This is a genomic window from Archangium primigenium, from assembly GCF_016904885.1.
Classification (GTDB): Bacteria; Myxococcota; Myxococcia; order Myxococcales; family Myxococcaceae; genus Cystobacter; species Cystobacter primigenius.
The window spans coordinates 1,642,543-1,667,391 of record NZ_JADWYI010000001.1 but is presented as its reverse complement, the minus strand read 5'-3'; the positions used below and the strand labels follow the sequence as shown (position 1 = coordinate 1,667,391).

Sequence of the window (24,849 nt, the reverse complement as noted above, 5' to 3'; positions counted from 1 at the left end):
CGGCATGCTGCTGGACGCCCAGACACTCTCGCGGTTGCAGGGCGTGAAGCTGCGCGCCCGCGCGGTGATGGAGGGGGTGCTGTCCGGCCTCCACAAGAGCCCCCACCAGGGCCAGAGCGTGGAGTTCGCCGAGCACAAGGAGTACGCGCCCGGCGACGAGCTGCGCCACCTGGACTGGAAGGCCTACGGCAAGTTCGACAAGTACTACGTCAAGCGCTACGAGCACGAGACGAACCTGCGCGCGATGATGGTGGTGGATGCCTCGGCGTCCATGGGCTACCAGAGCGTGGCCCTGTCCAAGCTGGAGGTGGCCAAGACGCTCGCGGGCGCGCTGTGCTACCTGCTCGTGCGCCAGCAGGACGCCGCGGGCCTGGCCATCATGTCCCACGGGCGCTTCCATGACGTGCCCCCGCGCGCCTCGGCCGGCCACCTCAACATCCTGCTCGACACGCTCGAGGGCGCCCAGGCCCAGGGCGGCACCCACCTGGTGCGCGCCGCGGACCACCTCGCCGAGGTGCTGCCCCGCCGCTCCTCGGTGGTGGTGCTCTCCGACTTCCTCGACGAGGACCAGACGGCGCTCAAGCGCGTGCTCGCGCTGCGCCAGCGCAAGAACGACGTGGCGGTGTTCCACCTGGTGGACCCCGCCGAGCTGACCTTCCCCTTCGAGGACCCCACGCTCTTCCTGGACATGGAGGGCGAGGGCCGCATCGAGGTGAATCCCCGGGAGATCAAGGAGAGCTACCTGGAGGAGTTCGGGGGCTTTCTCGCCGGGGTGCGCTCGGCGTGCGCGGAGGCGGACGTGGACTACGAGATGGTGCGCACCGACGAGCGCCTGGACGATGTGCTGCTGCGCTTCCTGGGCAAGCGCGGGAGGCGGCGGTGAGCTTCGCGCATCCCTGGATGTTGTTGGGCACGCTGGCGGCGCTCATCCCGGTGCTGGTGCACCTGTTCGACCGGCGCCGGCCCCGGCCCCACCCCTTCGGGCCCATGGCCTTCGTGCTGCGCAGCCAGAAGCGCACCGCGAGCCGGCTCAAGCTCAAGCGGCTGCTGCTCTACGCGCTGCGCACGCTCATCCTGCTCGCGCTGCCGCTCGCGCTCGCCATGCCGGAGCTGCGCCAGGACGCCAACGCGGCCCAGGTGGTCAAGGGCCCGGCGGCCACGGCCATCGTCCTGGACGCCTCGCTGTCCATGCGCTGGTCGGACGGCACGTCCCTGTTCGAGCGCGCCCGGGACGAGGCGCGTGACGCGCTCGCGGACCTGCGCCCCGAGGAGCCCGCCACGGTGCTCGTGTGCACGGACACGCCCGAGGCCCCCGGGGCCCCCGCGTTCGACCGCGCCCGGCTGCGCCAGCTCATCGACGAGGCGGCCCCCCGCTACGCCGCGGCGGACCTGTCGCGCTGTCTGGACCTCGCGGCGCGCGCCCTGGAGGACAGCCCGCTCGCGGGCAAGCGCCTGGTGGTGGTGTCGGACCTGACGGTGGGCTCGCTGCGGCTGGAGTCCCCCACCCCCACGGTGAAGGGGCCCACGGGCGAGCAGGTGCGGCCCGAGGTGGTGCTGCGCGACGTGGCCCAGGGCCTGGACGCGCTGCCCAACCACGCCCTGGTGGACCTGAAGGTGGAGCCCGCGCCGCAGGCCGGCCCGCGCGCCTTCCAGTTCACCTTCACGGTGAAGAACTTCTCCCCCACGCCCCTCAAGGACCTGGAGGCGGCGGTGCGCGTGGGCGACACCACGCTCGGCAAGGGCTTCGTGGACGTGCCCGCCAACGGCACCGCCCAGAAGACGCTCACGGTGCGCTTCACTCAAGGGGGCACGCTCACGGGTGAAGGCACGCTCACGCCGGACGGGCTCGCCGAGGACGACCGGCGCGCCTTCGTGCTCGCGGTGCCCCGGCCGCTCAAGGCCTTGGTGGTCAACGGCAACCCCAACGCCACGCGCTACCGCGACGAGGCCTTCTTCGTGGACGCGGCGCTGTCGGCCCCGGGCTCGCCCGTGCAGTCGTCGGTGCGTGACACCTCGGCCGCGTGGCGCGAGGACTTGAAGCAGTACGACCTGGTGCTCCTGCTCAACGTGCCGGCGCCCGAGGAGGCACAGGCCGCGGCGCTCACCGAGTTCGTGCGCGAGGGCGGCGGCCTGTTCATCAGCATGGGCGACCACGTGGATCCGGACGCGTACAACGCCCGGCTCGGCGCGCTCCTGCCGCGCAAGCTGCGCCTGGTGCGCACGAGCGTGGAGCGCGACGACGCCGCGGCCGAGGAGCGCGCCGCCAAGCTCGCGCAGGTGAGCACCGAGCACCCGCTCTTCGCGCCCTTCACCGGCCGGGCCGAGGAGGGCCTCACCGGCGCGCACTTCTACCGCTACATGCTCCTGGAGGCCGACGCGGGCGCGCGGGAGGAGAGCGACCAGGTGCTGGCGGCGTACCAGGACGGCGCGCCGTCCGTGGCGGTGGCGCGGCGCGGCCGGGGCCGGGTGGCGCTCTTCACCAGCACGGTGGACCGCGACTGGACGGACTTCCCCATCCGCACGAGCTTCCTGCCCCTCATGCAGCGCTTCGCCGCCTACCTCACCGGCTCGCTGGAGGAGCGCGAGGAGCAGCGGGTGCGCGTGGGCGAGACGCTCGCCCTGCGGCCCGAGGGCACCCAGAAGGTGTCCGCGGTGAAGTCGCCGGACGGCCAGGAGGTGCCCGTGAAGCCCCAGACGGATGGCGCCCTGGTGGTGGGCCCCGTGCACCAGCCGGGCATCTTCTCGGTGCTCGGCGCGGACAACCAGCCCCTGCCCGCGCTCGCCTTCGCCGCCACCCTGGACCCGGCCGAGAGCGACCTGTCGCGCCTGCCCGCCGACACCCTCTCCGCCCACTTCGGCGAGGAGACGGTGAAGGCCTCCTCCAGCGACGCCGAGCGGCCCCCGGTGCCCCTGTGGACCTGGCTCATCGCCGCCGCCGCGCTCGCCTTCTTCCTGGAGGGCACCCTGCTGCGCAAGTAGCCCCCCGCCCGCGAAGTCAGGAATACATGATTTTACCCGTATTCCTTGATTAATCCCGGGCGGGCGTTCACCCTGCGCCCATGGACATGAGCGGGCATCGGCGGGAAGTGAAGCGGAAGCTGGCGTGGGTGGGCATGGGCGCGGCGCTCGCCGGGTGCGCGGGCGGCGGGGAGCTCGGCGACGAGTCCACGGGCGCGCTCCAGCAGGGCGCGGACTGTGCGTACAGCGTCACGACGAACACCTACAACGGCCCGGACTACTGGGGGACGATCGTCTTCAAGAACACGGGCAGCGCCGCCATGACGAGCCCCACGGTGGCCTTCACCGTGCCCAGCGGCGTGACGTGTGACCACGACGAGGCGGGCTGGACGCACACCCAGAGCGGCACCACGTGCACGTACTCGCGCACCACGGGCCTCACGGTGGGCGCGGGCGCCTCCTACACCTTCTATTACTCGACCACCTCCAGCAGCTCGTTCACCGCGGGCAGTGTGCGCATCAGCGATCCGAGCTGTGGCGGCACCACCCCGCCGCCGAGCACGGGCCTCACCACCGGGCAGCGCAAGGTGGCCGAGGGCCTCACGAGCATCTGGGAGAACGACACCCCGGCGCTCGCCTACGCCTACGCGGAGAACATCGGGGATGGGCGCGGGTACACCAACGGCCGCGCGGGCTTCTGCACCGGCACCGGCGACGCCATCCAGGTCATCGAGTGCTACCGGAGCCTGCGCGCCTCGGGCAACCTGATGTCCAAGTACATGCCGGGCCTCACCACCATCAACAACCGCTTCCTGTCCACGGGCCAGAACCAGGCGGGCACCTCGGAGCTCGACAGCCTCGGCAACTGGCGGAGCGACTGGGCCGCCAGCTACAACAACGCCACCACCCAGGCGGACTTCAAGAGCTGCCAGGATCAGGTGGTCGAGCGGCTGTACTTCACGCCCGCGCTCAACGAGGCCAAGAAGTGGGGCCTCACCTCGGCGCTGTCCAAGGCCGCCTTCTACGACGCGTACATCAACCACGGCTCGCTGAGCGCCTTCATCAAGGCGGCCAACAACGCCCTGGGCAACTCCGCCCAGGTGGCGCCCGCGGTGGGCACCAACGGCATCACCGAGAGCGCCTTCCTCCAGAAGTTCCTCGAGAAGCGCCGGGACGTGCTCTACGCCGACTCGACGTGGCGCGAGGCGGTGGACCGCGTCGCCGTCTACGAGAAGCTGCGCCGCCAGGGCAACTGGAGCTTCTCCACCGCCGTGCGCAACGACGTGCGCGCCCGCGACTGCTGGGGCACCACCTACCCCGCCAGCGGCTACACGGTGCGGCAGATCAACCCGGACGGCACCTGGAGCACCCCGTCGTCGTCCACCTACTCCTGTAATTGAGTGGACGGGCGGCCGGGCGAGCCGCCCCCTTCGCGCCGCCACCACCTCCCCACCCGGGTGGCGGTCATGCGAAGGTGCGGCCCCTATGAGCTCCGCCCTCTACCGCGACTGCGCCCGACTCTTCATGGTGGGCTTTCCCGGCCCCCGGATCGACGACGACTTCGCCGCGCTGATGAAGGAGGGCCTCTTCGGGGCCATCCTCTTCAAGCGCAACGTGGGCACCGCCCAGGAGACGGCCGCCTTGTGCCGGGAGATCAAATCCCGCGCGGGCCGGCCCTTCACCCTCGCCGTGGACCAGGAGGGAGGCCGCGTGGCACGGCTGCGCGGCGCGCCCTTCACCACCCTGCCCACGCTGCGTGAGCTGGGACTCCAGGGAGACCTGGGGGTCGCCGAGCGCGTGGGCCGACTGCTCGCGCACGAGTTGCGCGCGGTGGGCTTCGATTGGAACTTCGCGCCCGTGCTCGACGTGGACACTAACCCCGCCAACCCCGTCATCGGCGACCGCAGCTTCAGCCGGGATCCGGACGAGGTGGGCCGCCTGGGCGTGGCGATGGCCCGGGGACTGGAGGCCGGTGGCGTGGCCTCGTGCGGCAAGCACTTCCCCGGACACGGCGACACCACCACGGACAGCCACCTGACGCTGCCGCGGCTGCCGCATGACCTGGAGCGCCTGCACCGCGTGGAGCTGGTGCCCTTCCGGGCGTTCGCCCAGGCGGGACTCGCGTCCCTGATGACGGCGCACGTGCTCTTCGATGCGTTGGATTCCCAGGTGCCCGCCACCATGAGCCCGCGCGTGCTCCAGGGCCTCTTGCGCCAGGAAATGGGCTTCGACGGCGTGCTGGTGAGCGACGATCTGGAGATGAAGGCCATCGCCGAGCACTACTCCGTGGAGGAGGCGGCGGTGCAGGGCACGCTGGCCGGAGTGGACCTGTTCCTCGTCTGCCACAACGCGGACGTCCAGCGGAACGCCATCGAGGCGCTGGTGCGCGCGGTGGAGTCCGGCCGGGTGCCCCGCTCCCGCATCGAGGAGGCCCACCGCCGTCTGGCCCGACTCGAGGCCCGCTTCACACGGGGCCCCGAGGATCGGGTGGCGACGCTCGGCGACACGGAGCACCAGGCGCTCGCCGCGGGGCTGGCCAGCGGCGTCAGTGGGAAGGATCCCACCGAGGTGATGCTGGCCTCCCGTCCGGTCTAGTCCCCCGACGCGGGCACACCGCCCGAGGGCGTATGGGTTTCCTTGAGCTGCTCGGAGCCCGTCACGCCCTGGCCCATGGTGCCCGTGCTCTGACTGCCCGAGCCACCCGTGCCGGCCTCCACGCCCGGCTCCTGGGCCTCGTGCTCGGGCTGCTGGACGGCCTCGTCGCCGCGAATGGGACCCGAGCCGCCCGTGCCGGAGACGTCGCCCGAGTGGCCCGCGCCCGTCTGGGCGTTGTTGGCGTTGTCGGGGTACGCGCCCACGGGGCCATACTTGCCGCCGCCCACCCGGATGCGGGGAATCTCATCGGGATCGCGCGAGTCGCTCTTGCACCCGGTGAACAGCAGCGCGGCCGACGCCAACGCTCCCACGGCCCACAGCTTGCGGTTGTTTCCACGCATGACGGTCACTCCTCGATGGCGAAGGGTTGAAAGAGGTCCGGCTACTTCTTGAGGCCGCCGGACGGGTGCGTGTTGGCGGGCTCCGGCGTGAGGCCCGGCAGGCTCTGCGACGCGGGCAGTTGGGTGGAGGGCGCGTACATGCTGCCCTCCGCGCCGAGGCTCTTGTAGGGCGTGGCGCCCGGCGTCGGCGCGGGACCACTGCCACCGTAGGCGGGCTCGCCCTGGCGCTCGCGCAGGGCCTTCTCGCCCAGGTCCATGCTCAGGGAGTTGTTCTGAGCGCCCTGCTTGTCGAGCGTGCGGGGATCGATGCTCGTGGGGTTGTCCACGATGGTGCCGTTGTACAGGTGCACGCTCTCGGGCCGCGTGAAGCCCTGGCGGTAGGTGTCGTTGCCCGCGTTGTGCGGCAGATCGCTGCACGCCACGAGACCGCCCATCGCCGCGGTCAGCACTCCCCACGTCATCCACTTCCTCAAGCCACCGTGGCGCATCGTCGTCTCCCAGGTCTCGTGTTGGTTCGGACGCGGCCGGGCGCGCGGCCCGGCGTATCCTCTGTCTCTAGGGATGGGCACCCGTGTGTCCCCCGGCCAGCGAGCGGGTCGCCACCAGGGGCCCGAGCGCCCGGCTGCCCTCCGAGGAGGGAGCCCGGAACAAACTCAGTTCCCGCTGTTGTGCTCGGGGAGGCTGCGCGGCGTGGAGAAGTTGCCGACGGCGCGCTCCTGGGGCTGGAAGGTGGCGCTGGAGGGCGCATCCGAGGTGCGCGCGCCCGAGCCCATCTCCACGGCGTAGGTGCCCTCGACCCAGACCCCCTGGGCGTTGGCGCGCAGGGCCTTGCCGGTGCCTAGGTTGGGCGCCACGAGCGCGGCCATGTCGTCCGGCGCATAGGGCACGCGGAAGTCCTGCTTGAGCCACAGGGACTCGGCGCGCGTGTCCTTCGCCATGCCCGAGCCGCCCGTGCCCTCCGCCTGGGCGTGGTCGGGCAGGTAGTCGTCCTGGGCGGTCATCGCCCACTTGCGGCCGCCGTCGTCCCCACAGGCCGACAGCATCACCGCGCCCGCGAGCGCCCCCAGACCCATCCACTTCCATCCCATCTTGCGCATACGGCCTCCGTCGTCGGTCCATCCCGTGAGAACAGGGATGGCCATGCGGGGGGGCGGCGGGTAGCGGCGGGCGGGCGAGCGAGGGCTGGCTCGCGGCTCAATTCCGGGAAGGCGTCTTTCGCGCGGGGCTCTTGCGCGGGGGGCTCTTGCCCACGGCCTTGGGCTTCGTGGCGGGGGCCTCGGCCTCCTCGCCCCGGAGCACCTGGAGGATCTCCCCCACGTGGCCCGCGACCTTCACCTTGGGCCACACGCGCACCACCTCGCCCTTCGGGCCGATGAGGAAGGTGGCCCGGGTGACGCCCAGGAAGGTGCGGCCATAGAGGGACTTCTCGCCCCAGACGCCGTAGGCCTCGCACACCGCGTGCGCGGGGTCCGCGAGCAGCGAGAAGGGCAGGGAGAACTTCGTGGCGAACTTCTGGTGGCTCTTGAGGTCGTCCGGGGACACGCCCAGCACCACGGCCCCGGCCGCCTGGAGCGCCGAGTGCTCGTCCCGGAAGTCACACGCCTCCTGGGTACAGCCCGGGGTGTTGTCCTTGGGGTAGAAGTAGAGCACCACGTGCCGGCCCCGGAACTGGGCGAGCGTCACGTCGTGGCCGTGCTGATCCTGCAGGCGGAAGTCGGGAGCGGGGCTGTCGGTCGGGGGAAGGGCCATGGCGAGGCCAGTGGATAACCCATCCGCGCGCCGCCGCAAGCCCGACTTTTGAAGTCACCTGGGCGCGTCGGGGCCGTGATCGTGACCGGCATGGTCCTGCCCCAGCGGGCGGCCGTGCTCGTCCAGGGACAGCGAGCCGCCATCGGGCTCCCCGGGCCGGGACAGGGGCCGACGGGGCAGCGGGGTGGCGTGCAGTTGCTTGAGCGTGGCGATGCGCTTTTCCGCCTCGGGCCAGACCGGGGAGTCGCGCGGGACGGCCTCGAACTCGGTGATGATGGCCTCCCAGCGGGGATCCGAGGGGGGAACCCCCTGCTCGACCAGGGCCTGGTAGGAGGCCTGCGCACGCGCGAGCCGCTCCGGGCCCGTGTCGCGCGGACAGCCGGCGCTCAGCAGGGCCAGCAGCAGGAGGGGACGGAATCGAAAGGTCGCGGACACGAACGGATCTCCTCCGAGCCTCCTCACTGGCCTCGGGCGGGACGGACGGTATAGGGTGAACCCTCGTGCCGCCTCTTCTCTTCGCGTTCGTGTTCGGTCTGGGTCAGGGGTTGCTCCACGCGGTCGGGCCGGACCACTGCGCCGCCATGGCCACGCTCGGTACCCTGGGGCCCAACCGGCGCCGGGCCACGCTGATGGTGGCGCTGCGCTTCGCCATCGGCCACGCGGCGGTGCTCGCCAGCCTCGCCACCTTCTGCCTCATGACGGGCGTGGTGCTCTCCGAGGCGTTCGAGCGCTGGGCGGAGATCTTCGGCGGCGCGGTGCTGGTGGCCATCGCCGTGGCCGCCTTCCTGTCGCCCAACGTGCTGCGCCACGGCCACCCCCACCTGCCAGGTCACACCCACGAGCCGCACGATCACCGGCACGAGCGGGTGACGACGGCCGCGGGCGCGCTCATGGCCTTCAGCGGCGTGCGCGCCCTGTTGCTCGCGCTGCCCCCGCTGCTCGTGGGCGGCAGCCTGCGCACGTCCGGGTGGACGTACCTGCCGGGCTTCGCGCTCGGCATCCTGTTGGGCATGGGCGCGGTGGGGCTCGTGTTCGGCGAGGGCCTGGCGCGCGTGGGCTCGCGCGTGGCCGAGCGGCTGCAGCGCTCGGTGGCCGCAGTCTCCGCGGCGCTCGGCCTGTTCTGGATCGTCAGCCGCCTGTCCGGCTAGGCGCGCCGCTCCAGCACGCCCAGGGCGATGAGCGCCACGAGGAAGCCCTGCACCACGGGCTCGGGGCGCTGGGCCAGGGCGAGCAGCTCGCCCACGGTGCGCTGGCCGTCCACGCGGGGCAGCAGCTCCGTCTCCCACTTCTCCAGCTGCAGCTCCGCGAGCGCGTAGGACGGGGCCTCCGCGGGGAACAGCCGCTCCTCGGGGCGGATCATCGTGCGCAGGCGCTCGGGCTTGTAGAGCTTCTTGACGCCGCGGAGGATGAGGCTGCCCGGGTGCACGTCCAGCTTGATGGACTCCGCGCTGGCCTTCTCCTTGAAGCTCATGACGTAGGAGCCGTCCTCCCACGCGAAGAGCGAGTAGATGATGGCCTTGACCTGCTGGCCCACGTAGTACATCCGCTCGGAGTCCTTGAGCAGGCCGCGCTCGATGAGCACGTCGCCCGTGCGCCGTCCGCTCGCGGTGGCCAGGGCGGCGACCTCCTCGAGCTGGGCCGGGGTGATCTTCCCCACGCGCACGAGGAAGGGCCCGAAGCGGTCCGCCATCAGGTTGGACAGGGCGAACACGGGCATGCCCCGCTCGAAGTAGACGACCTTCTTCACCTGGCCGCGCTGCACGCCCAGCTCGCCCGTCTCGCCCGCCAGGTAGAAGGCGGTGACGAGGGCGGGCAGGTTGTCCTTGAGCGCGCCCCGGCGGTGGCCCGCGGGCCGGGCCGAGGCCACGCCCGGAGGCGGCGGCGGCGCGGCCACGGGCGGTCCCGCCACGAACGGCGCGGCCACGGGCGGCGGCGCGGCGACCCGGGGCGCGGCCACGGGCGGCGCGGCCACGGGCGGCGGGGGCGGCTTGGGCAGGGGCGCCGCGGTGAGGTTCGCCCCGCGGATCTCCGTGGTGAGGTTGTCGCCCGTCACCTTGATGTAGCCGGTGAGCTCCAGCGGATCCTCGAAGCCCTCCTCGTCCACGTCGATGTCGAGCTCCACGTCGTCGAAGGAGCCCGTGCGGGGCACGGCCGCCGCGGCGTCCTTGTCCGCGTCGGCGAGCTTGCGCACGGCGTCCAGGAGCCGCGCGGCGTCGAAGGGCTTCTCGAAGTAATCGGCCACGGCGTACTTCTGCCGGGCGTCCATGGCGTGCTTGCCGCCCTTGAACACGCCGGTGATGAAGATGAGCGGCAGGTCGGGCTGGTTCTTGCGCAGGGCATCGGCCAGCTGATGTCCGGTCATGTCGGGCAGCAGCAGATCGATCACCGCGATCGCGGGCGGCTGGTTGCGCGCGGACTCGAGCGCATGTGCGCCCCGGCCCGACCCCACCGCCTCATACCCCGCGTCTTCGAGGAGTTGAACGAGGAGCGAGAGGAACTCCGCATGGTCATCGACAACGAGGATTCGGGGGGCCATCGGGGGCCACACCCTAGCCACAAGCCCGCGGCCCGTGAAGTGCTTGTCTTCCCAATGATGCATCCCAGTCGCCGGACGGATAGGTTGCGGTCGCACTCCCCCCGAGCCCCCATGAAGCCCTCCGTTCGCGTGCCCACGCCCCTCTTCCGTCTCGCGCTCCTCTTCTGCCTGCTGCAGCCCCTCGGGGCGCGGGCGCAGTCCCAGCAGGAGGATGGCGGGTATTCCTTCCCCGATGGCGGCATGGGCGGCGAGGTGCCCAACCTCCCGGAGGACGAGGACAACCTGGGGCGGCCCGGAGGCGCCTGCCGGAGCACGGCGGACTGCACGGCGCGCTTCAGCTGCTCCCAGGGCCGGTGCCGCTACACGGGCATCCGCGAGGCGGAGCGGGTGGGGTGTTTGTTGGGGCCGGTGGATACCCTGGCCCTGGTGGGCGTGGGATTGGTCATGGCGCGTCGGCGCCGGGAGGACGAATGAGGCTCGGGCTCAAGGCGGACAACCTGCTGGAGCGCTTCGCGGACTGGTTCAACCTGGCGCCCCAGCCCCTGGCCCAGGCCTTCTTCGGGATGATGGCGTCGCGCACGCTCATGGCCGGCGAGCGCCTGGGGGTGTTCTCCGCGCTCGCGGACGGCTCGGCCACGGTGGAGGAGCTGGCGGCGCGGCTGTCCTTGTCGCCCGAGGGCACGCGCGCGCTCCTGGAGGCGCTGGAGGCGTGCGAGGCGGTGGAGCGCAAGAAGGGCCGCTACCGGATGGCGGATCGGGCGCGGCGCTGGTTGGATCCCCGCTCGTCCCAGTACGTGGGCGGCTTCCTGGACTTCAACTACACCCAGTGGGAGTGGTGGAGCCAGATGGAGCAGGCCGTGCGCTCGGGCGAGGCGGTGGACATCCACCAGTTCGCCCCCGAGGATCCGCGCTGGCGCTCCTACATCCTCGCCATGTTCCAGATGGCGCGGCTGAGCGCGCCCGAGGTGTCGCGCGCCATTCCCCTGCCCCGAGGCGCCAGCGAGGTGTTGGACCTGGGCGGCGCGCACGGCTGGTTCGCCGCGGAGCTGTGCCGACGCAACCGGGGGCTGCACGCCACGGTGCTGGACCTGGAGGGCAGCGTGCGGGTGGGCCGGGAGATCATCGCCCAGGAGGGGCTCGGACACCTGGTGACGCACCGCGAGGGGGACATCCTCACCGCGGACCTGGGCGGCCCGTATGACGCGGTGCTGCTCTTCCAGGTGGTGCACCACCTGTCGCCCGCGCAGAACGTGGCCCTCTTGCGCCGGGCCCGCGCGGCGCTCAAGCCCAAGGGCACGCTCGCGGTGCTGGAGTACCTGCGCGAGGACGAGGACAAGCCCTCGAGCGCCGCGCCGCTCATTGGCCTGCACTACTTCCTGACCTCGAAGGCGGCGGCCTACACCCCCGCGGCGATGGAGGGCTTCCTCGCGGACGCGGGCTTCCGCATCGAGAGCGCCAAGCCCATGCGCCACGTGCCCCTGCAGACGCTCGTCATCGCCCGGCCGGAGTGAGCGGGCGCCCGCCTCACGGCGCGGGCGCGCCCGCCGCATCGGCGGGGGGCGGAGGCTTCACGCTCCGCTCGACGCGGAGGGGGAGCCGACCCGGGATGTGCCCGCTTTCGGTCCGCAGCCGGAGTTCGCCCGCGAAGCACTCCGGCAGGGCGGGGCCCGTGAAGTGCGTGTCGAACAAGGCGAAGCGTACGTCGGCGCCGTACCAGTAGCCCGGCGTCAACGTGAGCAGTTCGTCCGGCTCGGGCGGCGCGGGGAAGGAATCCACCTCGAGGAACGCGAGCGGCTGACCGTTCGTGCAGTCCACGATGGACTTCAACTCCACCGATACATTCTCCACGAGCCGTCGGTCGAAGGTGATCGAGCCCGTCTCGACGCCCACGAGGAGACGTCCCGACAGGCGCTCACCATCGAACCGCATGTTCTGGAGCTCCAACACCGCGCGAGCGGAAGCGTCCTCTCGCGCGGGCGCCGCGGCGGGGTCCTCCGCGCGGCCCAAGAAGGGAAGGAGCCTGCACGCGGGAAGGCACAGCAGGACCACGAGCCCTCCGGTCGCCAGACGATTCACATGCATCGCAGTCGCCCTCCCTCTCCCGGGACGTTGCCGCCCTCGCCGTGACTCCATCCACACGCGTGCGCCAACTCATGCACCATCGCCTTGGCACGACAGTCTCGTGACATGGGAAGCCGACACCAGCCAATCTCCGCCTTGGGCAGCAGGCACGTCTGGGCGGACCGGACCACGAATCCGCCCACGCGCGCCCCGCGTTGCTCATTCAGCTGCTTGCATTTCTCCTGGACCCGCTCGCCACAATCGACCTGGATTCCCGCGCACTGGGCCACCACGCAGTCGCGAAGACACACATCGTCGATGACGTCCGCCGCGCTCCGGCACTCCTCGACCGTGGGCAGCTCCGAGCAGGTCGTGGTGTTCATCGGGGTGCCGGTCAGCACGCGCGGCGCGGAGCACCCCACACTCCAGAGGGCCAACATCCAGGCGAGCGACCATGATCGGGACAGTCCACGGCTCTTCCTCATCCGTCTGATTCTAGTCTGATTGCTCAGAACGGCGCATACGCTTCAGATGTCCTCGGGAACGCTCCGACTCGCGCGTCCGAGAACACCCGGGCGGGACGAATGCGGCCCTTGCCGGGCCCCGCCTGCGCTACGGTCCGGGCCGCTCCGCCATGGCCATGCCCGCTCCTGTCCCTCCCCCTGCCCCGCTGGTCGTCGAGTTGGAGGGAGTCCTCATGCGCACGGACACCCTCCACGAGGGGCTCGTGCGGCTGCTCAAGCGTCGGCCCCACCTCCTGCCCCGGGCCCTGGGCTGGCGCCTGCGGGGCGAGGCCGTGCTGCGCGCGGAGCTGGCCCGGCACGTGGAACTGGACGTGAGCCGGCTGCCCTATGACGAGGCGCTGGTGTCCCGGCTCACCGAGGCGAAGGCCCAGGGCCGCCGCCTGGTGCTCGCCACGCGGGCGGACCAGCGCGTGGCCGAGGCGGTGGCCGCGCACCTGGGCCTCTTCGACCAAGTGCTGGCCAGCGACGGCGAGCGGCTCCTGAGCGGCGCGCACCGCGCGGCCCGCCTGCGCGAGGCCGTGGGCGAGGCGCACGAGGAGGCGCGGCCCCTCGCCCAGGCCCGACCCCGCGCCCTGCTCAAGGCCCTGCGCGTGCACCAGTGGGCCAAGAACGTGCTCGTCTTCGTGCCGCTGATGGCCGCGCACAAGCTCACCCAGGCGCCGCTGCTCGTGCAGGCGCTCCTGGCCTTCCTCGCGTTCAGCCTGTGCGCCTCCAGCGTCTACGTGCTCAACGACTTGCTGGACCTGGACGCGGACCGTCGGCATCCGACCAAGCGGCGGCGGCCTTTCGCCGCGGGGGACTTGTCGCTCGGGGCCGGACCCTGGCTGGGCCTGGGCCTCCTGGGCACCGGCGTGGCGGTGGCGCTGCTCGTGCCCCGCGAGTTCCTCGCCCTGCTCGGCACCTACTACGCCATCACCCTCGCCTACTCGTTCTATCTCAAGCAGGTGGTGATGATGGACGTGCTGGTGCTCGCCGGGCTGTACACGGTGCGCATCTTCGGCGGCGCGCTCGCGGTGGGCGTGCCCACGTCGAGCTGGCTGCTCACCTTCTCCATGTTCCTCTTCCTGTCGCTCGCGCTCGTCAAGCGGCTGAGCGAGGTGCGGCGGCTGCGCCTGGCCAACGAGACCGCGGCCCCCGGACGCGGCTACATGGCGAGCGACTACGAGCAGTTGTCCTCGCTGGGCGTGGCCAGCGGCTACCTCGCGGTGCTGGTGCTCGCGCTCTACATCACCAGCAAGGAAGTCACGGTGCTCTACCACCACCCCGAGCGCCTGTGGCTGCTCTGCCCGCTGATGATGTACTGGGTGGGCCGGGTGTGGCTGCTCGCGCACCGGGGCGAGGTGAACGAGGACCCGCTCGTGTTCGCGCTCCGGGACAAGGTGAGCTATGCGGTGGGCGGCATCGCCGCGGCCGTGCTGCTGATCGCATCCTGACGGAGGACGGGCCATGAAGAGGGAGCGGACATCCTGGGGACGTCACCCGCGCGTGACGGCGGAGCGGGAGCACCCCGTGTCGTGGGCGAGCGAGGCCCTGCCCGAGCCCCCGCCGGGCGGCTCGCTGCTGCCCCATGGCCTGGGCCGCAGCTACGGCGACGCGTGCCGCAACGAGGGCGGCGCGCTGCTGACCACGGAGCGGCTGGACCACTTCCTCGGCTTCGACCCCGCCACGGGCGTGCTGCGCTGCGAGTCCGGCGTCACGCTGGACGCCATCCTCCGGCTGGTGGTGCCCCAGGGCTGGTTCCTGCCGGTGACGCCGGGCACGAAGTTCGTCACCGTGGGCGGCGCCATCGCCAACGACGTGCACGGCAAGAACCACGTGCGCGAGGGCACCTTCGGCCGGCACCTGCGCCGCTTCGAGCTGTTGCGCTCGGACGGCTCGCGCCGGGAGTGCTCGCCCACGCAGAACGCGGACTGGTTCGGCGCCACCATCGGAGGGCTCGGGCTCACCGGGCTCGTCACCTGGGCGGAGCTGCAGCTGCGGCGCGTGAGCACCCCCTACATCCTCCAGGAGACGGTCCCCTTCGAGAACCTGGAGGGCTTCCTCGCCCTGCTCGAGGCGTCCGAGCGCGACTTCGAGTTCAACGTGGCCTGGGTGGACAGCCTCGCGCGGGGACGCCACCTCGGCCGCGGCCTGTTCTACCGGGGTGATCACGCGCCGCCCCAGCTGGACGCCGTGCCCCGCACGCGCGCGCCCGCCCCTCGGCTCCAGATTCCCTTCGACTTCCCCCAGTTCGCGCTCAACCGCGTGTCCGTGGCGGCCTTCAACGCCCTCCAGTACCGCCTGCGGCCCCAGGGGCTCGTGCACTACGAGCCGTTCTTCTACCCGCTGGACGCGGTGCACGGCTGGAACCGCATCTACGGGCGCCAGGGCTTCCTCCAATTCCAGTGCGGCGTGCCCATGACGCTCGCGGGCACGGACGCCCTGCGCGAGGTGCTCGACCGCAGCGCGCACAGCGGCATGCCCTCCTTTCTCACCGTGCTCAAGGTGTACGGGGCGCTGCCCTCGCCGGGGTGGATGAGCTTTCCCCAGCGGGGCTTCTCGCTCGCGCTGGACTTCGCCCACCGGGGCGAGCGCACCTTGCGCCTCGTGGACGAGCTGGACGCCCTCACCCGCCGGGCCGGGGGCCGCGTGTACCCGGCCAAGGACTCGCGCATGAGCCCGGAGAGCTTCCGCGCCTACTACCCCGAGCACGAGCGCTTCCGGGGTTACGTGGACCCGGCGTTCTCCTCATCCTTCTGGCGCCGGGTGAATGGCGCGCGCTAGATACCGCGCATGATGAAAAAGGTTCTCGTCCTCGGCGCCACGAGCGCCATCGCCCAGGCCACGGTGCGGCTCCTGTCGGCCCGGGGCGTCGCGCTGTACCTGGTGGGCCGGCACGCCGAGCGGCTCGAGGCCGTGGCCCGGGATGCCCGGACCCGGGGCGCCTCGCGCGTGGAGACCGAGGTGCTGGACCTGGACGACCTGTCCCAGCACGAGGCCCTGGTGGCACGCGCCGAGGCGGCGCTCGCGGGTCTGGACGGCGCGCTGCTCGCCCACGGCATCCTCGGGGACCAGGCCCAGGCCCAGGGCTCGTACGCGGAGACGGAGAAGGTGCTGCGCACCAACTTCCTGAGCGCGGTGTCGCTGCTCACGCCGCTGGCCAACCGCTTCGAGTCCCAACGGACGGGCACGCTCGTGGTCATCTCCTCGGTGGCGGGCGACCGCGGGCGGCAGAGCAACTACGTCTATGGCGCCTCCAAGGGCGCGCTGACGGTGTTCCTCCAGGGCCTGCGCAACCGCCTGGCCCCCGCGGGCGTGGCGGTGGTGACGGTGAAGCCGGGCTTCGTGGACACACCGATGACGGCCGCCGTGAAGAAGAACCCCTTGTTCGCCTCGCCCGAGGCCGTGGCGCGCGGCCTGCTCCGGGCCGTGGACGCGGGCCGGGACGAGGTGTATCTGCCCGACTTCTGGCGGCCCATCATGTTCCTCATCCGTGGCATTCCCGAGCGCGTCTTCAAGCGCCTCAAGCTGTGACGGGGCGCGGGTCCACCCGCGACCCGGCGTGAAACCCCTCGGGTGCCCCCCGCTCACGCCGCCGCGTATGGTGATAGCGTCTGGGTGGCCGATGAGGCCTTCATCCGGCGGCCGTGTTGCCCCCTCCCTCGCCGCCCCGCCCCTGGCCCGAAGAACATGGCGTCCTCTCCCCCGTCGACACACACCGCGCGCTCCCTGGCAGGCATCATCGACGCGCGCCTGCGCCTGTGCGCCATGCCTCCGGCGCCCTTCGTCTGCTACATGCTGGGCATGGTGCTGGGCCTGCGCGGCGAGCAGGCCACCCAGTCCGTCCTCTGGTTCGCGCTGCCCACCATCCTCATCTTCGGGGTGACGTACCCGCCCCTGCTCATCCGGGCCCTGTGTCGGCGCGCGATGCACGAGGAGCCCGGGGAGCCCGCGGGCATGCGGCTCGGCCGCCTGTTGCAGCTGCCCTGGCGCATCGCCTTCTACGTGATGGCGGGCTCCTACACCTTCGGGGCCTGCTTCTTCTGCAGCATGGTGTGCCTCGAGTTCGACAAGAGCCCCTGGCTCGTCCTCGGCGGCAGCGCCATTGGCCTGTCCGTGGGCCTCTTGCTCGCCTTCCCCGCGGGGATGATCATCGAGCAGCTCGCCCTGCCCGTGGCGCTCGAGGAGCAGGGGCGTCGGCCCCACCTGCACGTGGTGGGGGGCGGCTTCTTCTGGATGCGCCAGTCCTGGTTCCTGCCCTACGCCTTCGCCGTGTGCGTGCTGTCGCTCATCGTCCTGGGCGGCCTCACCGTGGCGGTGCAGACGGAGAACGTCCAGCGCCACTACATCGAGGACCTCCAGGCCGCGGGCCAGCACCAGGCGGCCTTCATGATCGAGAGCATGGGCACGTCCCTGCTCTCCGAGCTGAGCTTCCCGGTGGCCATGCTCGTCGTCATGCTGCTCGTGCTCGCCACCCTGTCCGCGTGGATGCTCGCGCGCCGGCAGGAGCGCGGCTCGCTCGCGGTGCTGCAGGCCATCGAGGGGCTGAGCGTGGGCCGCGTGCGTCCGCCCCACTGGGTGTCCACCGACGAGGTGGGCGACCTGGCCTTCGGGCTCAACGCCGTGGTGCTGCAATTGAGCGCCCTGCCCCGCGCGCTCCAGCAATCCGCCGCCCAGCTCGGCGAGGCGGGCGCCACCCTGCGCCACGCCAACGAGGCCCAGCGCCTGGCCCTCACCACCCAGGCCACCGCCATCCAGGAGACCAACGTCACCGCCCAGGAGATCAAGCAGACGTCGGACCTCACCGCCCACCGCGCCGAGGCGGTGCTCGACGTGGTGCGCCACGCCGAGGAGCTCAGCCGCGCCGGCACGCTCGCCATCGAGCAGACCATCGAGGGCTTCAGCGCCATCCGCGACTCGGTGTTCGCCATCCGCGGCAAGATGGAGCGCCTGCAGGCGAGCGCCGTGCAGATCGGGGAGATCACCCAGACGGTGAAGGACCTGGCGGACCAGTCCAACATGCTCGCGCTCAACGCCGCCATCGAGGCGGTGCGCTCGGGGGAGCACGGCAAGGGTTTTGGCGTGGTGGCGCGGGAGATCCGCATGCTCGCCGACCAGTCCATCCGCTCCACCAGTCGCATCAGTTCCATCCTGGACGAGGTGGGCAACGCCATTGGTGACGCCGTGGCCATGACGGACGTGAGCACCGCCCAGGTCGAGGGCGGCCTGGACAAGGTGAAGACCTCCGGCAACAGCCTGCGCCAGCTGTCCCTCATGGTGAACGACAGCTCCGAGGCGGTCACGCAGATCACCGCCGCCGTGAGCCAGCAGAACGCCGGCTTCACTCAAATCTTCAACGCCGTGGCCGACCTGTCGCGCAGCATGGACCAGGCCCTGGATCGCCTCGAGTCCACCCAGGAGGCCGCCGACATGCTGCAAAAAGTATCCAATCAGGTCAGTCGGGTAGCGGAGCAGTACCACGTTGAATAAAGTGCCCTGGCATCCGTCAATTTTCCGGCTCCGCTTAAATATTACAGCTTGACCACCCGAGTTACAGGCCTGTACTCTGGGACGCGTGACAGGGGAAGTTCCCCCACCCCGTCGCCGATTGCCCCGAGGCAGGAGATCCACATGCACCGGCAAGAAATTCTGGATCACGTGCGCAACATCGTCCTCGGAACCCATACGGGCCTCTTTCCGGATGACGTCGCGGAGTTCGCCTCGATGACCTACGACCTGGGGATGGACTCGTTCCACCTCGAGTCGATGATCTCCCGGCTGAAGGAAGAAGTGGCCGACATCGAGTTCACCCCCTGGTACATCAAGGCGTCGCGCCGGGGACACGACACGGTGGGCAGCCTCGTGGACTTCATCGACGAGCGCCTGACGGCCCAGCCCTCCGCGGCGCGCACCAGGCCCCAGGCGGAGACGACCTTCAGCGCCGAGTCCACCACGCTCGAGCTGGAGGCCGCGTGACCCGGCAGGCGCCCGCGCGCCGCGCCACGCTGCTGTCCATCGCCTCCGCCGTCCCGCCCCTGGCGCTCTCGCAGCAGGAGTTCTTCGAGGGGGCGCTCAAGCACTGGTACAAGGACATCCCCCACGCCGAGCGCATCGTGTTCAACACGGGCGTGCGCCAGCGGCACTTCACGTGGGATCCCCGCGAGGCGTTCAAGAATGGCGCCCCGGGCGTGGGCGATCGCGTGCGGGTGTACGAGCGCGAGGGCCTGCGCATCACCCAGCAGTCCGTGGAGAAGGCGCTGGGCGAGCTGGACCGCTCGCGCGTGGGCGCCTTCACCATGACGACCAACTCGGGCTACTCGGGGCCGGGGCTGGACCTGTTCGTCGCCAAGAACCTGGGCCTGGCCTCCAGCATCCGCCGCACCTTCGTGGGGCACATGGGCTGCTTCGCGGCCTTCCCGGTGCTGCGCACGGCCATGGACAGCGTCGCCGCGCGCCCGGACGAGCTCGTCATCGCCAATGCCTCCGAGTACAGCTCGCTGCAGTTCCACACCACGCCGGATCCCGAGCAGGTCGTCATCCACGGCCTCTTCGGTGACGCCTCGTGCACGGTGGTCGTCGGCAGCGCGCCGGATGGCGAGGGCGTGCAGTTCCTGCGCTCGCACACCGAACAGCTCTACGACACCAACGAGCTGATGGCGTGGAACATCCACAACGACGGCTTCCGCATGGTGCTCTCGCCCTACGTGCCCTTCGTGCTCGCCGAGCACGTGGATCGCATCCTGGAGCGGCTGCTCGGCCCCGAGGGCCTGACGCAGAAGGACATCACGCGCTGGCTCATCCACCCGGGCGGGCCGAAGATCCTCGAGGGACTGGCGCGGCAGCTCAAGCTGGACAAGGCGAGCATGCGCGCGAGCTGGCACGTGCTGGGCGAGTACGGCAACTGCGGCGCCACCACGGCCCTGCTCGTGCTCGAGGAAGCGCTCAAGACGGACAAGCCCCAGCGCGGCGAGTACGGGGTGATGATGGGCTTTGGTCCCGGCCTCACCGTCGAGTCGATGCTGGTACGCTTCTAGGCGGTACGTTTCCCCCGCGAAGGACATCCCCCCATGAGCCAGGAGCTCCCGCGTCGCCCGTCCCACCCCATCCGCCTGGGACCCGGCGCGGGACGCCACCCGAGCCGGGAGCATGCGCCGCGCGCGCCCACGCGTGCCCAGCCCGCGCCCGTGTCCACCCTGGCCGAGGTGGTGACACACTGGGGCCAGACCCGACCCTCCCAGCCGCTGCTGTCCTTCGTGGACCTGGAGGATCAGCTCACCGTGCTCACCGCGGGCGAGCTGCTCGAGAACGCCTCGCGCCTGGGCGCCCACCTGCGCGCGCGGGGCGTGGGCCGGGGGGACCGGGTGGTGCTCTCCTTCGACACCAGCCCCGAGTTCCTCGAGTGCTTCTTCGCCTGCGGGCTCGTGGGCGCCACGCCCTGCCTCATCGAGCTGCCCTCCTCGAAGGTGTCCGTGCGGACGTGGAGCGAGCGGCTGCGCGTGAAGCTGCGGATGCTCGGCGCGCGCGCCATCCTCATGGATCCGGACTTCGTGGACCTGGCGCACGAGGCGCTCGCGGACTTCGCCCCCGCGCCCGGTGAAGCCCCCGGTGCAGTGCCTTTCGTGGCGACCCCGGCCGACCTCGCCGCGCCCCTGGGGCCCCTCACGCCCGAGCCGATGGACACCGAGGACACGGCCTTCATCCAGTTCACCTCGGGCACCACGGACGCGCCCAAGGGCGTGCAGGTGACGCACCGCGCGCTGCTGGCCAACTGCGCGGCCCTGGGCGAGCACAGCCAGTGGGACACGGATGACCTGATGGTGTCGTGGCTGCCGCTCTTCCACGACATGGGGCTGGTGGCGAGCGTGCTCGCCTCGTTCGTGCACGGCATCCCCACGGTGCTCATGCCGCCGTTCGGCTTCCTGCTCAAGCCCTCGCGCTGGCTGTGGGCCATCCACTGCTTTCGCGCCACCAACAGCTTCGCGCCCAACTTCGCCTACCAGCTGTGCGTCAAGCGCATCAAGGACGCGGAGGTGGAGGGCCTGGAGCTCGGCTCGTGGAAGCGCGCCTACAACGCCGCGGAGTTCATCCACACGGACACGGTGCACCACTTCACCGAGCGCTTCGGCCCGAGCGGCTTCGACGCCGAGGCGTGGATGCCCTCCTACGGCATGGCGGAGATGGTGGTGGCGGTGACGGTGCGCGCGCGCGCCGAGCCCGTGCACCTGGAGTCCATCTCCCGCCCCGCCCTGTCCCTCCAGCGCCAGGCGGTGCTCCAGCCCCGGGGCCACGACTCGCTGCTGGTGGTGGGCGTGGGCAAGCCCATCCGGGGCATCGAGCTGCGCATCGTGGACGAGGAGGGCCGCGACGTGCCCGAGCGCCACGAGGGCGAGGTGCTCCTGCGCGGCACGTCGCTCTTCTCCGGCTACTACCAGAACCCCGAGGCCACCCAGGCCGTGCTGCGCGAGGGCTGGCTGTACACCGGAGACCTGGGCTACCTGGCCGACGGCGAGCTCTACATCTGCGGGCGCAGCAAGGATCTCATCATCAAGGCGGGGGAGAACCACCACCCCTACACCATGGAGAACGCCGCGGCGCGCGTGGCGGGGGTGCGCACCGGGTGCGTGGCCGCGGTGGGCGTGAACAACCCCCAGACGGGCACCGAGGACATCGTCGTGCTGTGCGAGACGACCGAGACCAAGGCGGACGTGCTGCGCCAGCTGTGCAAGCACGTGGAGGACACCGTCTTCCAGGGCGCCGGCGTGCGCCCCAACCGCGTGCTGCCCGTGCCGCCCCAGAGCCTGCCCAAGACGACCAGCGGCAAGCTCAAGCGCGCCTACATCCGCGAGCACATCGAGGCCTTCGACCAGCAGTCCCTGCTCGTCACGCCCGCCCCCCCGCCCACCGTGGTTCACTGAACCCCGGGTTTTGCCCGCCCCCCTCTTTATTCCCTCAAAACGCCAGGGCCCTTGCTGTCCAAGCATTCTCAAAGTATAAGGATATCCAACTTTTCCTTCCCCAAGGAGTTGGAAATGCCCCGCGGCGTGGTCACCAAGAGTGTTCGTTCGGCGATGTTCCTGGGTGCGGTGCTGGCTTTCGGCGGATGTACGGAAATGCCGGAGGCTCCCGTCGAGGAGACCCCCGTGCAGGCCGAGGCGCACGGCCGTGGTTGCGAGACGAAGGACCTGAGCGAGACGGAGCGCCAGGCGGTGGAGGAGGCCATCGCGGGCCGCGTGAGCGCCCAGGCCCGCGCCATCGGCTCGGTCAACATCAAGGTCTACTTCCACGTCATCCGCAAGGGCACGGGCATCTCCAACGGCGACGTGACGGACACGCAGATCGCCCAGCAGATCGCCGTGATGAACAAGGCCTTCGCGAGCACGCCCTACCGCTTCACGCTGGCGGGCACGGACCGCACCACCAACTCCACCTGGTACACCAGCACGGGCGGCAGCAGCGAGACGGCCATGAAGAAGGCCCTGCGCAAGGGCACGGCGGCCGACCTCAACTTCTACACGAACAACATGGGCGGCGGCCTGCTCGGCTGGGCGACCTTCCCCTCCAGCTACAAGTCGGCGCCCACCCAGGACGGCGTGGTCGTCCTCTTCTCGTCCCTGCCCGGCGGCACCGCGGCCCCCTTCAACCTGGGGCAGACGGCCACCCACGAGGTGGGCCACTGGCTCGGCCTGTACCACACGTTCCAGGGCGGCTGCACCGGCTCGGGTGACAGCGTGAGCGACACGCCGGCCGAGGCCTCGCCGGCCTCGGGTTGCCCCGTGGGCCGCGACACCTGCTCCACCGCCGGTCTCGACCCGATCGAGAACTACATGGACTACAGCGACGACGCCTGCATGACCAAGTTCACCACGGGTCAGGTGGACCGCATGGAGTCCATGGTCATCACCTACCGCGGCCTGTGATTCCGGGCCCTCGGGCCTGATGTCGCACCCGACGCCGGCCCCGCGCACCCCGCGGAGCCGGCGTCGTTCATTTACGGGCCGCCCCGGGGCGCCTCAGTCCTCGCGGTGGGCGCGGGCGAAGGCCAGCGCGCTCCGGGCCATCTCCACCACGAGCCCCACCGCGCGGACCTTCTTGGGCGCGGACAGCTCGTCGGCGAGGAAGAGGCGCAGGGCCTCGCTCCGGCGCAGCTTGCCGCTCGAGGTGCGCGGCAGCGTGCCCGGCGCGAGGATGCGCACCGTGTGGGGCCGCACGCCCGTGCCCGCCACCACCGCCTCGCGCACCCGCTCCTCCAGGCCGTCCACCGTGGCGCCCGGGGCGTGCTCGGCGAGGAGGAGCAGCACCTCGTCCTGCTCGCCCTCCGGGGTGAAGCCCAGTGCCACCGCGCAGCCCGCGCGCAAACCGTCCACCGCCTCCAGCGTCTCCTCGAACTCCTGGGGCGCGTGGTTGGCGCCGCGGATGATGACCAGGTCCTTGGCGCGGCCGGTGAGGAACAGCTCGCCGTCCGCCTCGAAGCCCAGGTCTCCCGTGTCCAGCCAGCCCGCCTCGTCCAGCGCGCGCACGGTGGCCTCGGGGTGGCCGAAGTAGCCCTCCATGATGGAGGGGCCCCGGGCGAACACCCGGCCCACGTGGCGCTCGGGCACCTCATGGCCCAGGGAGTCGCGCACCTGCACCTCGAAGCCCGGGAGCGGACGGCCCACGGACACCACCGGGCGCGTGCCCTCCACGGCGCGCCGCTCGGCGGCCAGCACCCGCGCGTCCACGTTCAGCGCGTACGGGCCCCGCCCCGCCACCGGGAAGGTGACCGCGAGCGAGGCCTCGCTCAGGCCGTACACCGGACGCATGGCCCCGGGCTGGAAGCCCCAGCGCCCGAAGCGCTCGGTGAAGCGGCGCAGCGTCTCGAGCGACACCGGCTCGGCCCCGTTGAGCGCGTAGCGCCAGCCCGACAGGTCCACCCCCTCCAGCTCCGCGTCCTTCACCCGCTTGAGGCACAGCCCGTAGGCGAAGTTGGGCGCCGGGGAGACGAAGCCCCGGTGGCGCGACAGCGCGCGCAGCCACAGCGCCGGGCGCGCGAGGAAGACCTCGGGCGGCAGGAGCACCATGCCCCCCGGGTAGTACAGCGCCGAGAGCAGACAGCCGATGAGCCCCATGTCGTGGTAGAGCGGCAGCCACGACACGCCCACGGGCGCCCGGTCCTCGGGCGGCGGCAGCTCCGCCTCCAGCGCCGCGAGCTGCGCCATCAGGTTGTCGTGCCGCAGCGCCACGGGCTTGGGGTCCACCGTGGAGCCCGAGGAGAACTGGATGAGGGCGAGCGCCTGCGGCGAGGCCTCGCGCACCAGGTCCCCCGGCTCGCGCGACACGTCCTCCACCGTGAGGCAGCCCAGCCGGGGCCGCGCCGCCGCCACCGGTGCTCCCAAGAGCAGCCGCACCTTGGAGTCGGTGAGCACCAGCGCCGCGCCGGACATCTCCAGCATGCGCGCCGTGGAGCGGTGGTACTCCTCCAGGCGGCCCAGCCGCACGGGCGGATAGAGCGGCACCGGCACCGCGCCCGCCAGGAGCGTGCCGAAGAAGGCGTCCATGAAGCCCGGGGACGTGGGCAGGAGCAGCGCCACGCGCTCGCCGGGCTTCACCCCCAGGCGCGCGAGCCCCGCGGCGGTGCGGCGCGCGCGCGTGTACACCTGGGCCCAGGGCAGGTGGGTCTCGCGCTCGGAGGCGTCCACGAAGACGAGCCCCAGCTCGGAGCGCGCCGCGGCGTCCAGCGCGTGGGTCAGGGTGGGAAAGCGCACCCGCGGCTGCGCGGGTCCCTTCATGGGGCGCTCTCCAGGTAGGAGGTGCGCGACTCGCCGGCCTGGCGCGCGGCCACCAGCCGGACGAGGTCCGCCACGGTCTCCACCCCCACCGAGTCCTCCACGGACAGGCGGATGCGGAAGCGGTTCTCCAGCTCCACCGCCAGCACCGTCAGCCCCAGGCTGTCCAGTTGGAGATCCCGCGTCAGGTGGAGGGCGGGCTCCACCGGCCCGGCCCACTCCAGCTCCTGCACGAGGATGCGTCGGATTTCCGCGAGGATGATCAACTCGGGCTCAACCACGGC

The 24,849-nt window shown here is 71.4% G+C and carries 25 protein-coding genes; 16 read left to right on the top strand and 9 right to left on the bottom strand.

Annotated elements, in window-relative coordinates; genetic code table 11:
* Positions 1 to 4 precede the first annotated feature (4 nt).
* The 4 genes from I3V78_RS07170 (at position 5) to nagZ (ending at position 5,553) form a co-directional block, all read left to right on the top strand.
* Positions 5 to 883 carry a DUF58 domain-containing protein gene (locus I3V78_RS07170; RefSeq protein ID WP_204485567.1) on the top strand — a complete coding sequence of 293 codons (879 nt, stop codon included), beginning with the start codon at positions 5 to 7 and terminating at the stop codon, positions 881 to 883.
* Positions 880 to 2,979 (top strand): BatA domain-containing protein, encoded by a 2,100-nt coding sequence (locus I3V78_RS07165; RefSeq protein WP_204485566.1) that lies wholly within the window; start codon positions 880 to 882, stop codon positions 2,977 to 2,979. Before I3V78_RS07170 ends, I3V78_RS07165 begins: the two co-directional genes overlap by 4 nt.
* Positions 2,980 to 3,086: 107 nt before the next feature.
* Complete coding sequence (locus tag I3V78_RS07160; RefSeq protein WP_338023482.1) at positions 3,087 to 4,358, top strand: chitosanase; 1,272 nt, start codon at positions 3,087 to 3,089, stop codon at positions 4,356 to 4,358.
* An 85-nt stretch (positions 4,359 to 4,443) separates the two neighbouring features.
* Positions 4,444 to 5,553 (top strand): beta-N-acetylhexosaminidase, encoded by a 1,110-nt coding sequence (gene nagZ, locus I3V78_RS07155; protein WP_204485564.1) that lies wholly within the window; start codon positions 4,444 to 4,446, stop codon positions 5,551 to 5,553.
* Here nagZ and I3V78_RS07150 read toward each other — a convergent pair.
* The 5 genes from I3V78_RS07150 to I3V78_RS07130 all read right to left on the bottom strand — a co-directional run bounded on the left by I3V78_RS07150 (position 5,550) and on the right by I3V78_RS07130 (position 8,138).
* Positions 5,550 to 5,954 carry a hypothetical protein gene (locus tag I3V78_RS07150; RefSeq protein WP_204485563.1) on the bottom strand — a complete coding sequence of 135 codons (405 nt, stop codon included), beginning with the start codon at positions 5,952 to 5,954 and terminating at the stop codon, positions 5,550 to 5,552. The two genes, nagZ and I3V78_RS07150, sit on opposite strands and share 4 nt — an antisense overlap.
* A gap of 41 nt (positions 5,955 to 5,995) precedes the next feature.
* The gene (locus I3V78_RS07145) at positions 5,996 to 6,415 is read right to left on the bottom strand and encodes a hypothetical protein (RefSeq protein ID WP_204485562.1); all 420 of its coding nucleotides are present in this window, start codon (positions 6,413 to 6,415) and stop codon (positions 5,996 to 5,998) included.
* A 192-nt stretch (positions 6,416 to 6,607) separates the two neighbouring features.
* Positions 6,608 to 7,051 (bottom strand): hypothetical protein, encoded by a 444-nt coding sequence (locus I3V78_RS07140; protein ID WP_204485561.1) that lies wholly within the window; start codon positions 7,049 to 7,051, stop codon positions 6,608 to 6,610.
* Between the two features lie 97 nt (positions 7,052 to 7,148).
* On the bottom strand, positions 7,149 to 7,703 hold the full coding sequence (gene bcp / locus I3V78_RS07135; protein ID WP_204485560.1) for a thioredoxin-dependent thiol peroxidase: 555 nt from the start codon (positions 7,701 to 7,703) through the stop codon (positions 7,149 to 7,151).
* 54 nt (positions 7,704 to 7,757) lie between these two features.
* Complete coding sequence (locus I3V78_RS07130) at positions 7,758 to 8,138, bottom strand: hypothetical protein (RefSeq protein WP_204485559.1); 381 nt, start codon at positions 8,136 to 8,138, stop codon at positions 7,758 to 7,760.
* Between the two features lie 65 nt (positions 8,139 to 8,203).
* Between I3V78_RS07130 and I3V78_RS07125 the strand changes: the two genes are divergently transcribed.
* The gene (locus I3V78_RS07125) at positions 8,204 to 8,851 is read left to right on the top strand and encodes a hypothetical protein (protein WP_204485558.1); all 648 of its coding nucleotides are present in this window, start codon (positions 8,204 to 8,206) and stop codon (positions 8,849 to 8,851) included.
* Here the strand turns inward: I3V78_RS07125 and I3V78_RS07120 are convergent.
* Positions 8,848 to 10,239, bottom strand: a complete 1,392-nt coding sequence (locus I3V78_RS07120; protein WP_204485557.1) for a response regulator — start codon at positions 10,237 to 10,239, stop codon at positions 8,848 to 8,850. The two genes, I3V78_RS07125 and I3V78_RS07120, sit on opposite strands and share 4 nt — an antisense overlap.
* Before the next feature lie 111 nt (positions 10,240 to 10,350).
* Between I3V78_RS07120 and I3V78_RS07115 the strand changes: the two genes are divergently transcribed.
* Both I3V78_RS07115 and I3V78_RS07110 read left to right on the top strand, forming a co-directional pair.
* Positions 10,351 to 10,713, top strand: a complete 363-nt coding sequence (locus I3V78_RS07115) for an MXAN_6627.5 family MYXO-CTERM protein (protein ID WP_204485556.1) — start codon at positions 10,351 to 10,353, stop codon at positions 10,711 to 10,713.
* The gene (locus I3V78_RS07110) at positions 10,710 to 11,750 is read left to right on the top strand and encodes a class I SAM-dependent methyltransferase (RefSeq protein ID WP_204485555.1); all 1,041 of its coding nucleotides are present in this window, start codon (positions 10,710 to 10,712) and stop codon (positions 11,748 to 11,750) included. Before I3V78_RS07115 ends, I3V78_RS07110 begins: the two co-directional genes overlap by 4 nt.
* 13 nt (positions 11,751 to 11,763) lie before the next feature.
* Here the strand turns inward: I3V78_RS07110 and I3V78_RS07105 are convergent, their stop codons facing one another.
* Positions 11,764 to 12,168: a hypothetical protein gene (locus I3V78_RS07105; protein WP_204485554.1), complete on the bottom strand. Its 405-nt coding sequence runs from the start codon at positions 12,166 to 12,168 to the stop codon at positions 11,764 to 11,766.
* Between the two features lie 450 nt (positions 12,169 to 12,618).
* Between I3V78_RS07105 and I3V78_RS07100 the strand changes: the two genes are divergently transcribed.
* From I3V78_RS07100 to I3V78_RS07060, 9 genes are all read left to right on the top strand, one after another.
* The gene (locus I3V78_RS07100; protein WP_204485553.1) at positions 12,619 to 12,804 is read left to right on the top strand and encodes a hypothetical protein; all 186 of its coding nucleotides are present in this window, start codon (positions 12,619 to 12,621) and stop codon (positions 12,802 to 12,804) included.
* A gap of 130 nt (positions 12,805 to 12,934) precedes the next feature.
* Entirely contained in the window at positions 12,935 to 14,257 is a 1,323-nt protein-coding gene (locus I3V78_RS07095; protein ID WP_420840415.1) for a UbiA family prenyltransferase, read from the top strand.
* A gap of 13 nt (positions 14,258 to 14,270) precedes the next feature.
* On the top strand, positions 14,271 to 15,587 hold the full coding sequence (locus tag I3V78_RS07090; protein WP_204485551.1) for an FAD-binding oxidoreductase: 1,317 nt from the start codon (positions 14,271 to 14,273) through the stop codon (positions 15,585 to 15,587).
* A 12-nt stretch (positions 15,588 to 15,599) separates the two neighbouring features.
* Positions 15,600 to 16,337 carry an SDR family oxidoreductase gene (locus tag I3V78_RS07085; RefSeq protein WP_204496532.1) on the top strand — a complete coding sequence of 246 codons (738 nt, stop codon included), beginning with the start codon at positions 15,600 to 15,602 and terminating at the stop codon, positions 16,335 to 16,337.
* A gap of 156 nt (positions 16,338 to 16,493) precedes the next feature.
* The gene (locus tag I3V78_RS07080; RefSeq protein ID WP_204485550.1) at positions 16,494 to 18,293 is read left to right on the top strand and encodes a methyl-accepting chemotaxis protein; all 1,800 of its coding nucleotides are present in this window, start codon (positions 16,494 to 16,496) and stop codon (positions 18,291 to 18,293) included.
* A 141-nt stretch (positions 18,294 to 18,434) separates the two neighbouring features.
* Positions 18,435 to 18,779, top strand: coding sequence for an acyl carrier protein (locus I3V78_RS07075; RefSeq protein WP_204485549.1), 345 nt, complete (start codon positions 18,435 to 18,437; stop codon positions 18,777 to 18,779).
* Positions 18,776 to 19,837, top strand: coding sequence for a 3-oxoacyl-[acyl-carrier-protein] synthase III C-terminal domain-containing protein (locus tag I3V78_RS40110; protein ID WP_204485548.1), 1,062 nt, complete (start codon positions 18,776 to 18,778; stop codon positions 19,835 to 19,837). Before I3V78_RS07075 ends, I3V78_RS40110 begins: the two co-directional genes overlap by 4 nt.
* A 33-nt stretch (positions 19,838 to 19,870) precedes the next feature.
* Positions 19,871 to 21,718 carry a fatty acyl-AMP ligase gene (locus I3V78_RS07065; protein WP_204485547.1) on the top strand — a complete coding sequence of 616 codons (1,848 nt, stop codon included), beginning with the start codon at positions 19,871 to 19,873 and terminating at the stop codon, positions 21,716 to 21,718.
* 195 nt (positions 21,719 to 21,913) lie between these two features.
* Entirely contained in the window at positions 21,914 to 22,720 is an 807-nt protein-coding gene (locus I3V78_RS07060) for a zinc metalloprotease (protein ID WP_239576332.1), read from the top strand.
* A gap of 93 nt (positions 22,721 to 22,813) precedes the next feature.
* On the opposite strand, the gene I3V78_RS07055 is transcribed toward I3V78_RS07060, so the two are convergent.
* Positions 22,814 to 24,568 (bottom strand): fatty acyl-AMP ligase, encoded by a 1,755-nt coding sequence (locus I3V78_RS07055; protein ID WP_204485546.1) that lies wholly within the window; start codon positions 24,566 to 24,568, stop codon positions 22,814 to 22,816.
* Positions 24,565 to 24,846, bottom strand: coding sequence for a phosphopantetheine-binding protein (locus tag I3V78_RS07050; protein ID WP_204485545.1), 282 nt, complete (start codon positions 24,844 to 24,846; stop codon positions 24,565 to 24,567). The genes I3V78_RS07055 and I3V78_RS07050 overlap by 4 nt, the downstream gene beginning before the upstream one ends.
* Between the last annotated feature and the right edge of the window lie 3 nt (positions 24,847 to 24,849).

What these genes read in the sequence shown, in the direction of transcription:
- I3V78_RS07060 (WP_239576332.1), top strand. Translation starts at nt 21,914, where the DNA reads ATGCCGGAGGCTCCCGTCGAGGAGACCCCCGTGCAGGCCGAGGCGCAC.
- I3V78_RS07170 (WP_204485567.1), top strand. Translation starts at nt 5, where the DNA reads ATGCTGCTGGACGCCCAGACACTCTCGCGGTTGCAGGGCGTGAAGCTG.
- I3V78_RS07100 (WP_204485553.1), top strand. Translation starts at nt 12,619, where the DNA reads ATGACGTCCGCCGCGCTCCGGCACTCCTCGACCGTGGGCAGCTCCGAG.
- I3V78_RS07085 (WP_204496532.1), top strand. Translation starts at nt 15,600, where the DNA reads ATGAAAAAGGTTCTCGTCCTCGGCGCCACGAGCGCCATCGCCCAGGCC.
- I3V78_RS07150 (WP_204485563.1), bottom strand. Translation starts at nt 5,954, where the DNA reads ATGCGTGGAAACAACCGCAAGCTGTGGGCCGTGGGAGCGTTGGCGTCG.
- I3V78_RS07110 (WP_204485555.1), top strand. Translation starts at nt 10,710, where the DNA reads ATGAGGCTCGGGCTCAAGGCGGACAACCTGCTGGAGCGCTTCGCGGAC.
- nagZ (WP_204485564.1), top strand. Translation starts at nt 4,444, where the DNA reads ATGAGCTCCGCCCTCTACCGCGACTGCGCCCGACTCTTCATGGTGGGC.
- I3V78_RS07140 (WP_204485561.1), bottom strand. Translation starts at nt 7,051, where the DNA reads ATGCGCAAGATGGGATGGAAGTGGATGGGTCTGGGGGCGCTCGCGGGC.
- I3V78_RS07095 (WP_420840415.1), top strand. Translation starts at nt 12,935, where the DNA reads ATGGCCATGCCCGCTCCTGTCCCTCCCCCTGCCCCGCTGGTCGTCGAG.
- I3V78_RS07090 (WP_204485551.1), top strand. Translation starts at nt 14,271, where the DNA reads ATGAAGAGGGAGCGGACATCCTGGGGACGTCACCCGCGCGTGACGGCG.
- I3V78_RS07055 (WP_204485546.1), bottom strand. Translation starts at nt 24,568, where the DNA reads ATGAAGGGACCCGCGCAGCCGCGGGTGCGCTTTCCCACCCTGACCCAC.
- I3V78_RS07120 (WP_204485557.1), bottom strand. Translation starts at nt 10,239, where the DNA reads ATGGCCCCCCGAATCCTCGTTGTCGATGACCATGCGGAGTTCCTCTCG.
- I3V78_RS07115 (WP_204485556.1), top strand. Translation starts at nt 10,351, where the DNA reads ATGAAGCCCTCCGTTCGCGTGCCCACGCCCCTCTTCCGTCTCGCGCTC.
- I3V78_RS07065 (WP_204485547.1), top strand. Translation starts at nt 19,871, where the DNA reads ATGAGCCAGGAGCTCCCGCGTCGCCCGTCCCACCCCATCCGCCTGGGA.
- I3V78_RS07145 (WP_204485562.1), bottom strand. Translation starts at nt 6,415, where the DNA reads ATGACGTGGGGAGTGCTGACCGCGGCGATGGGCGGTCTCGTGGCGTGC.
- I3V78_RS07075 (WP_204485549.1), top strand. Translation starts at nt 18,435, where the DNA reads ATGCACCGGCAAGAAATTCTGGATCACGTGCGCAACATCGTCCTCGGA.
- bcp (WP_204485560.1), bottom strand. Translation starts at nt 7,703, where the DNA reads ATGGCCCTTCCCCCGACCGACAGCCCCGCTCCCGACTTCCGCCTGCAG.
- I3V78_RS07105 (WP_204485554.1), bottom strand. Translation starts at nt 12,168, where the DNA reads ATGCGGTTCGATGGTGAGCGCCTGTCGGGACGTCTCCTCGTGGGCGTC.
- I3V78_RS07080 (WP_204485550.1), top strand. Translation starts at nt 16,494, where the DNA reads ATGGCGTCCTCTCCCCCGTCGACACACACCGCGCGCTCCCTGGCAGGC.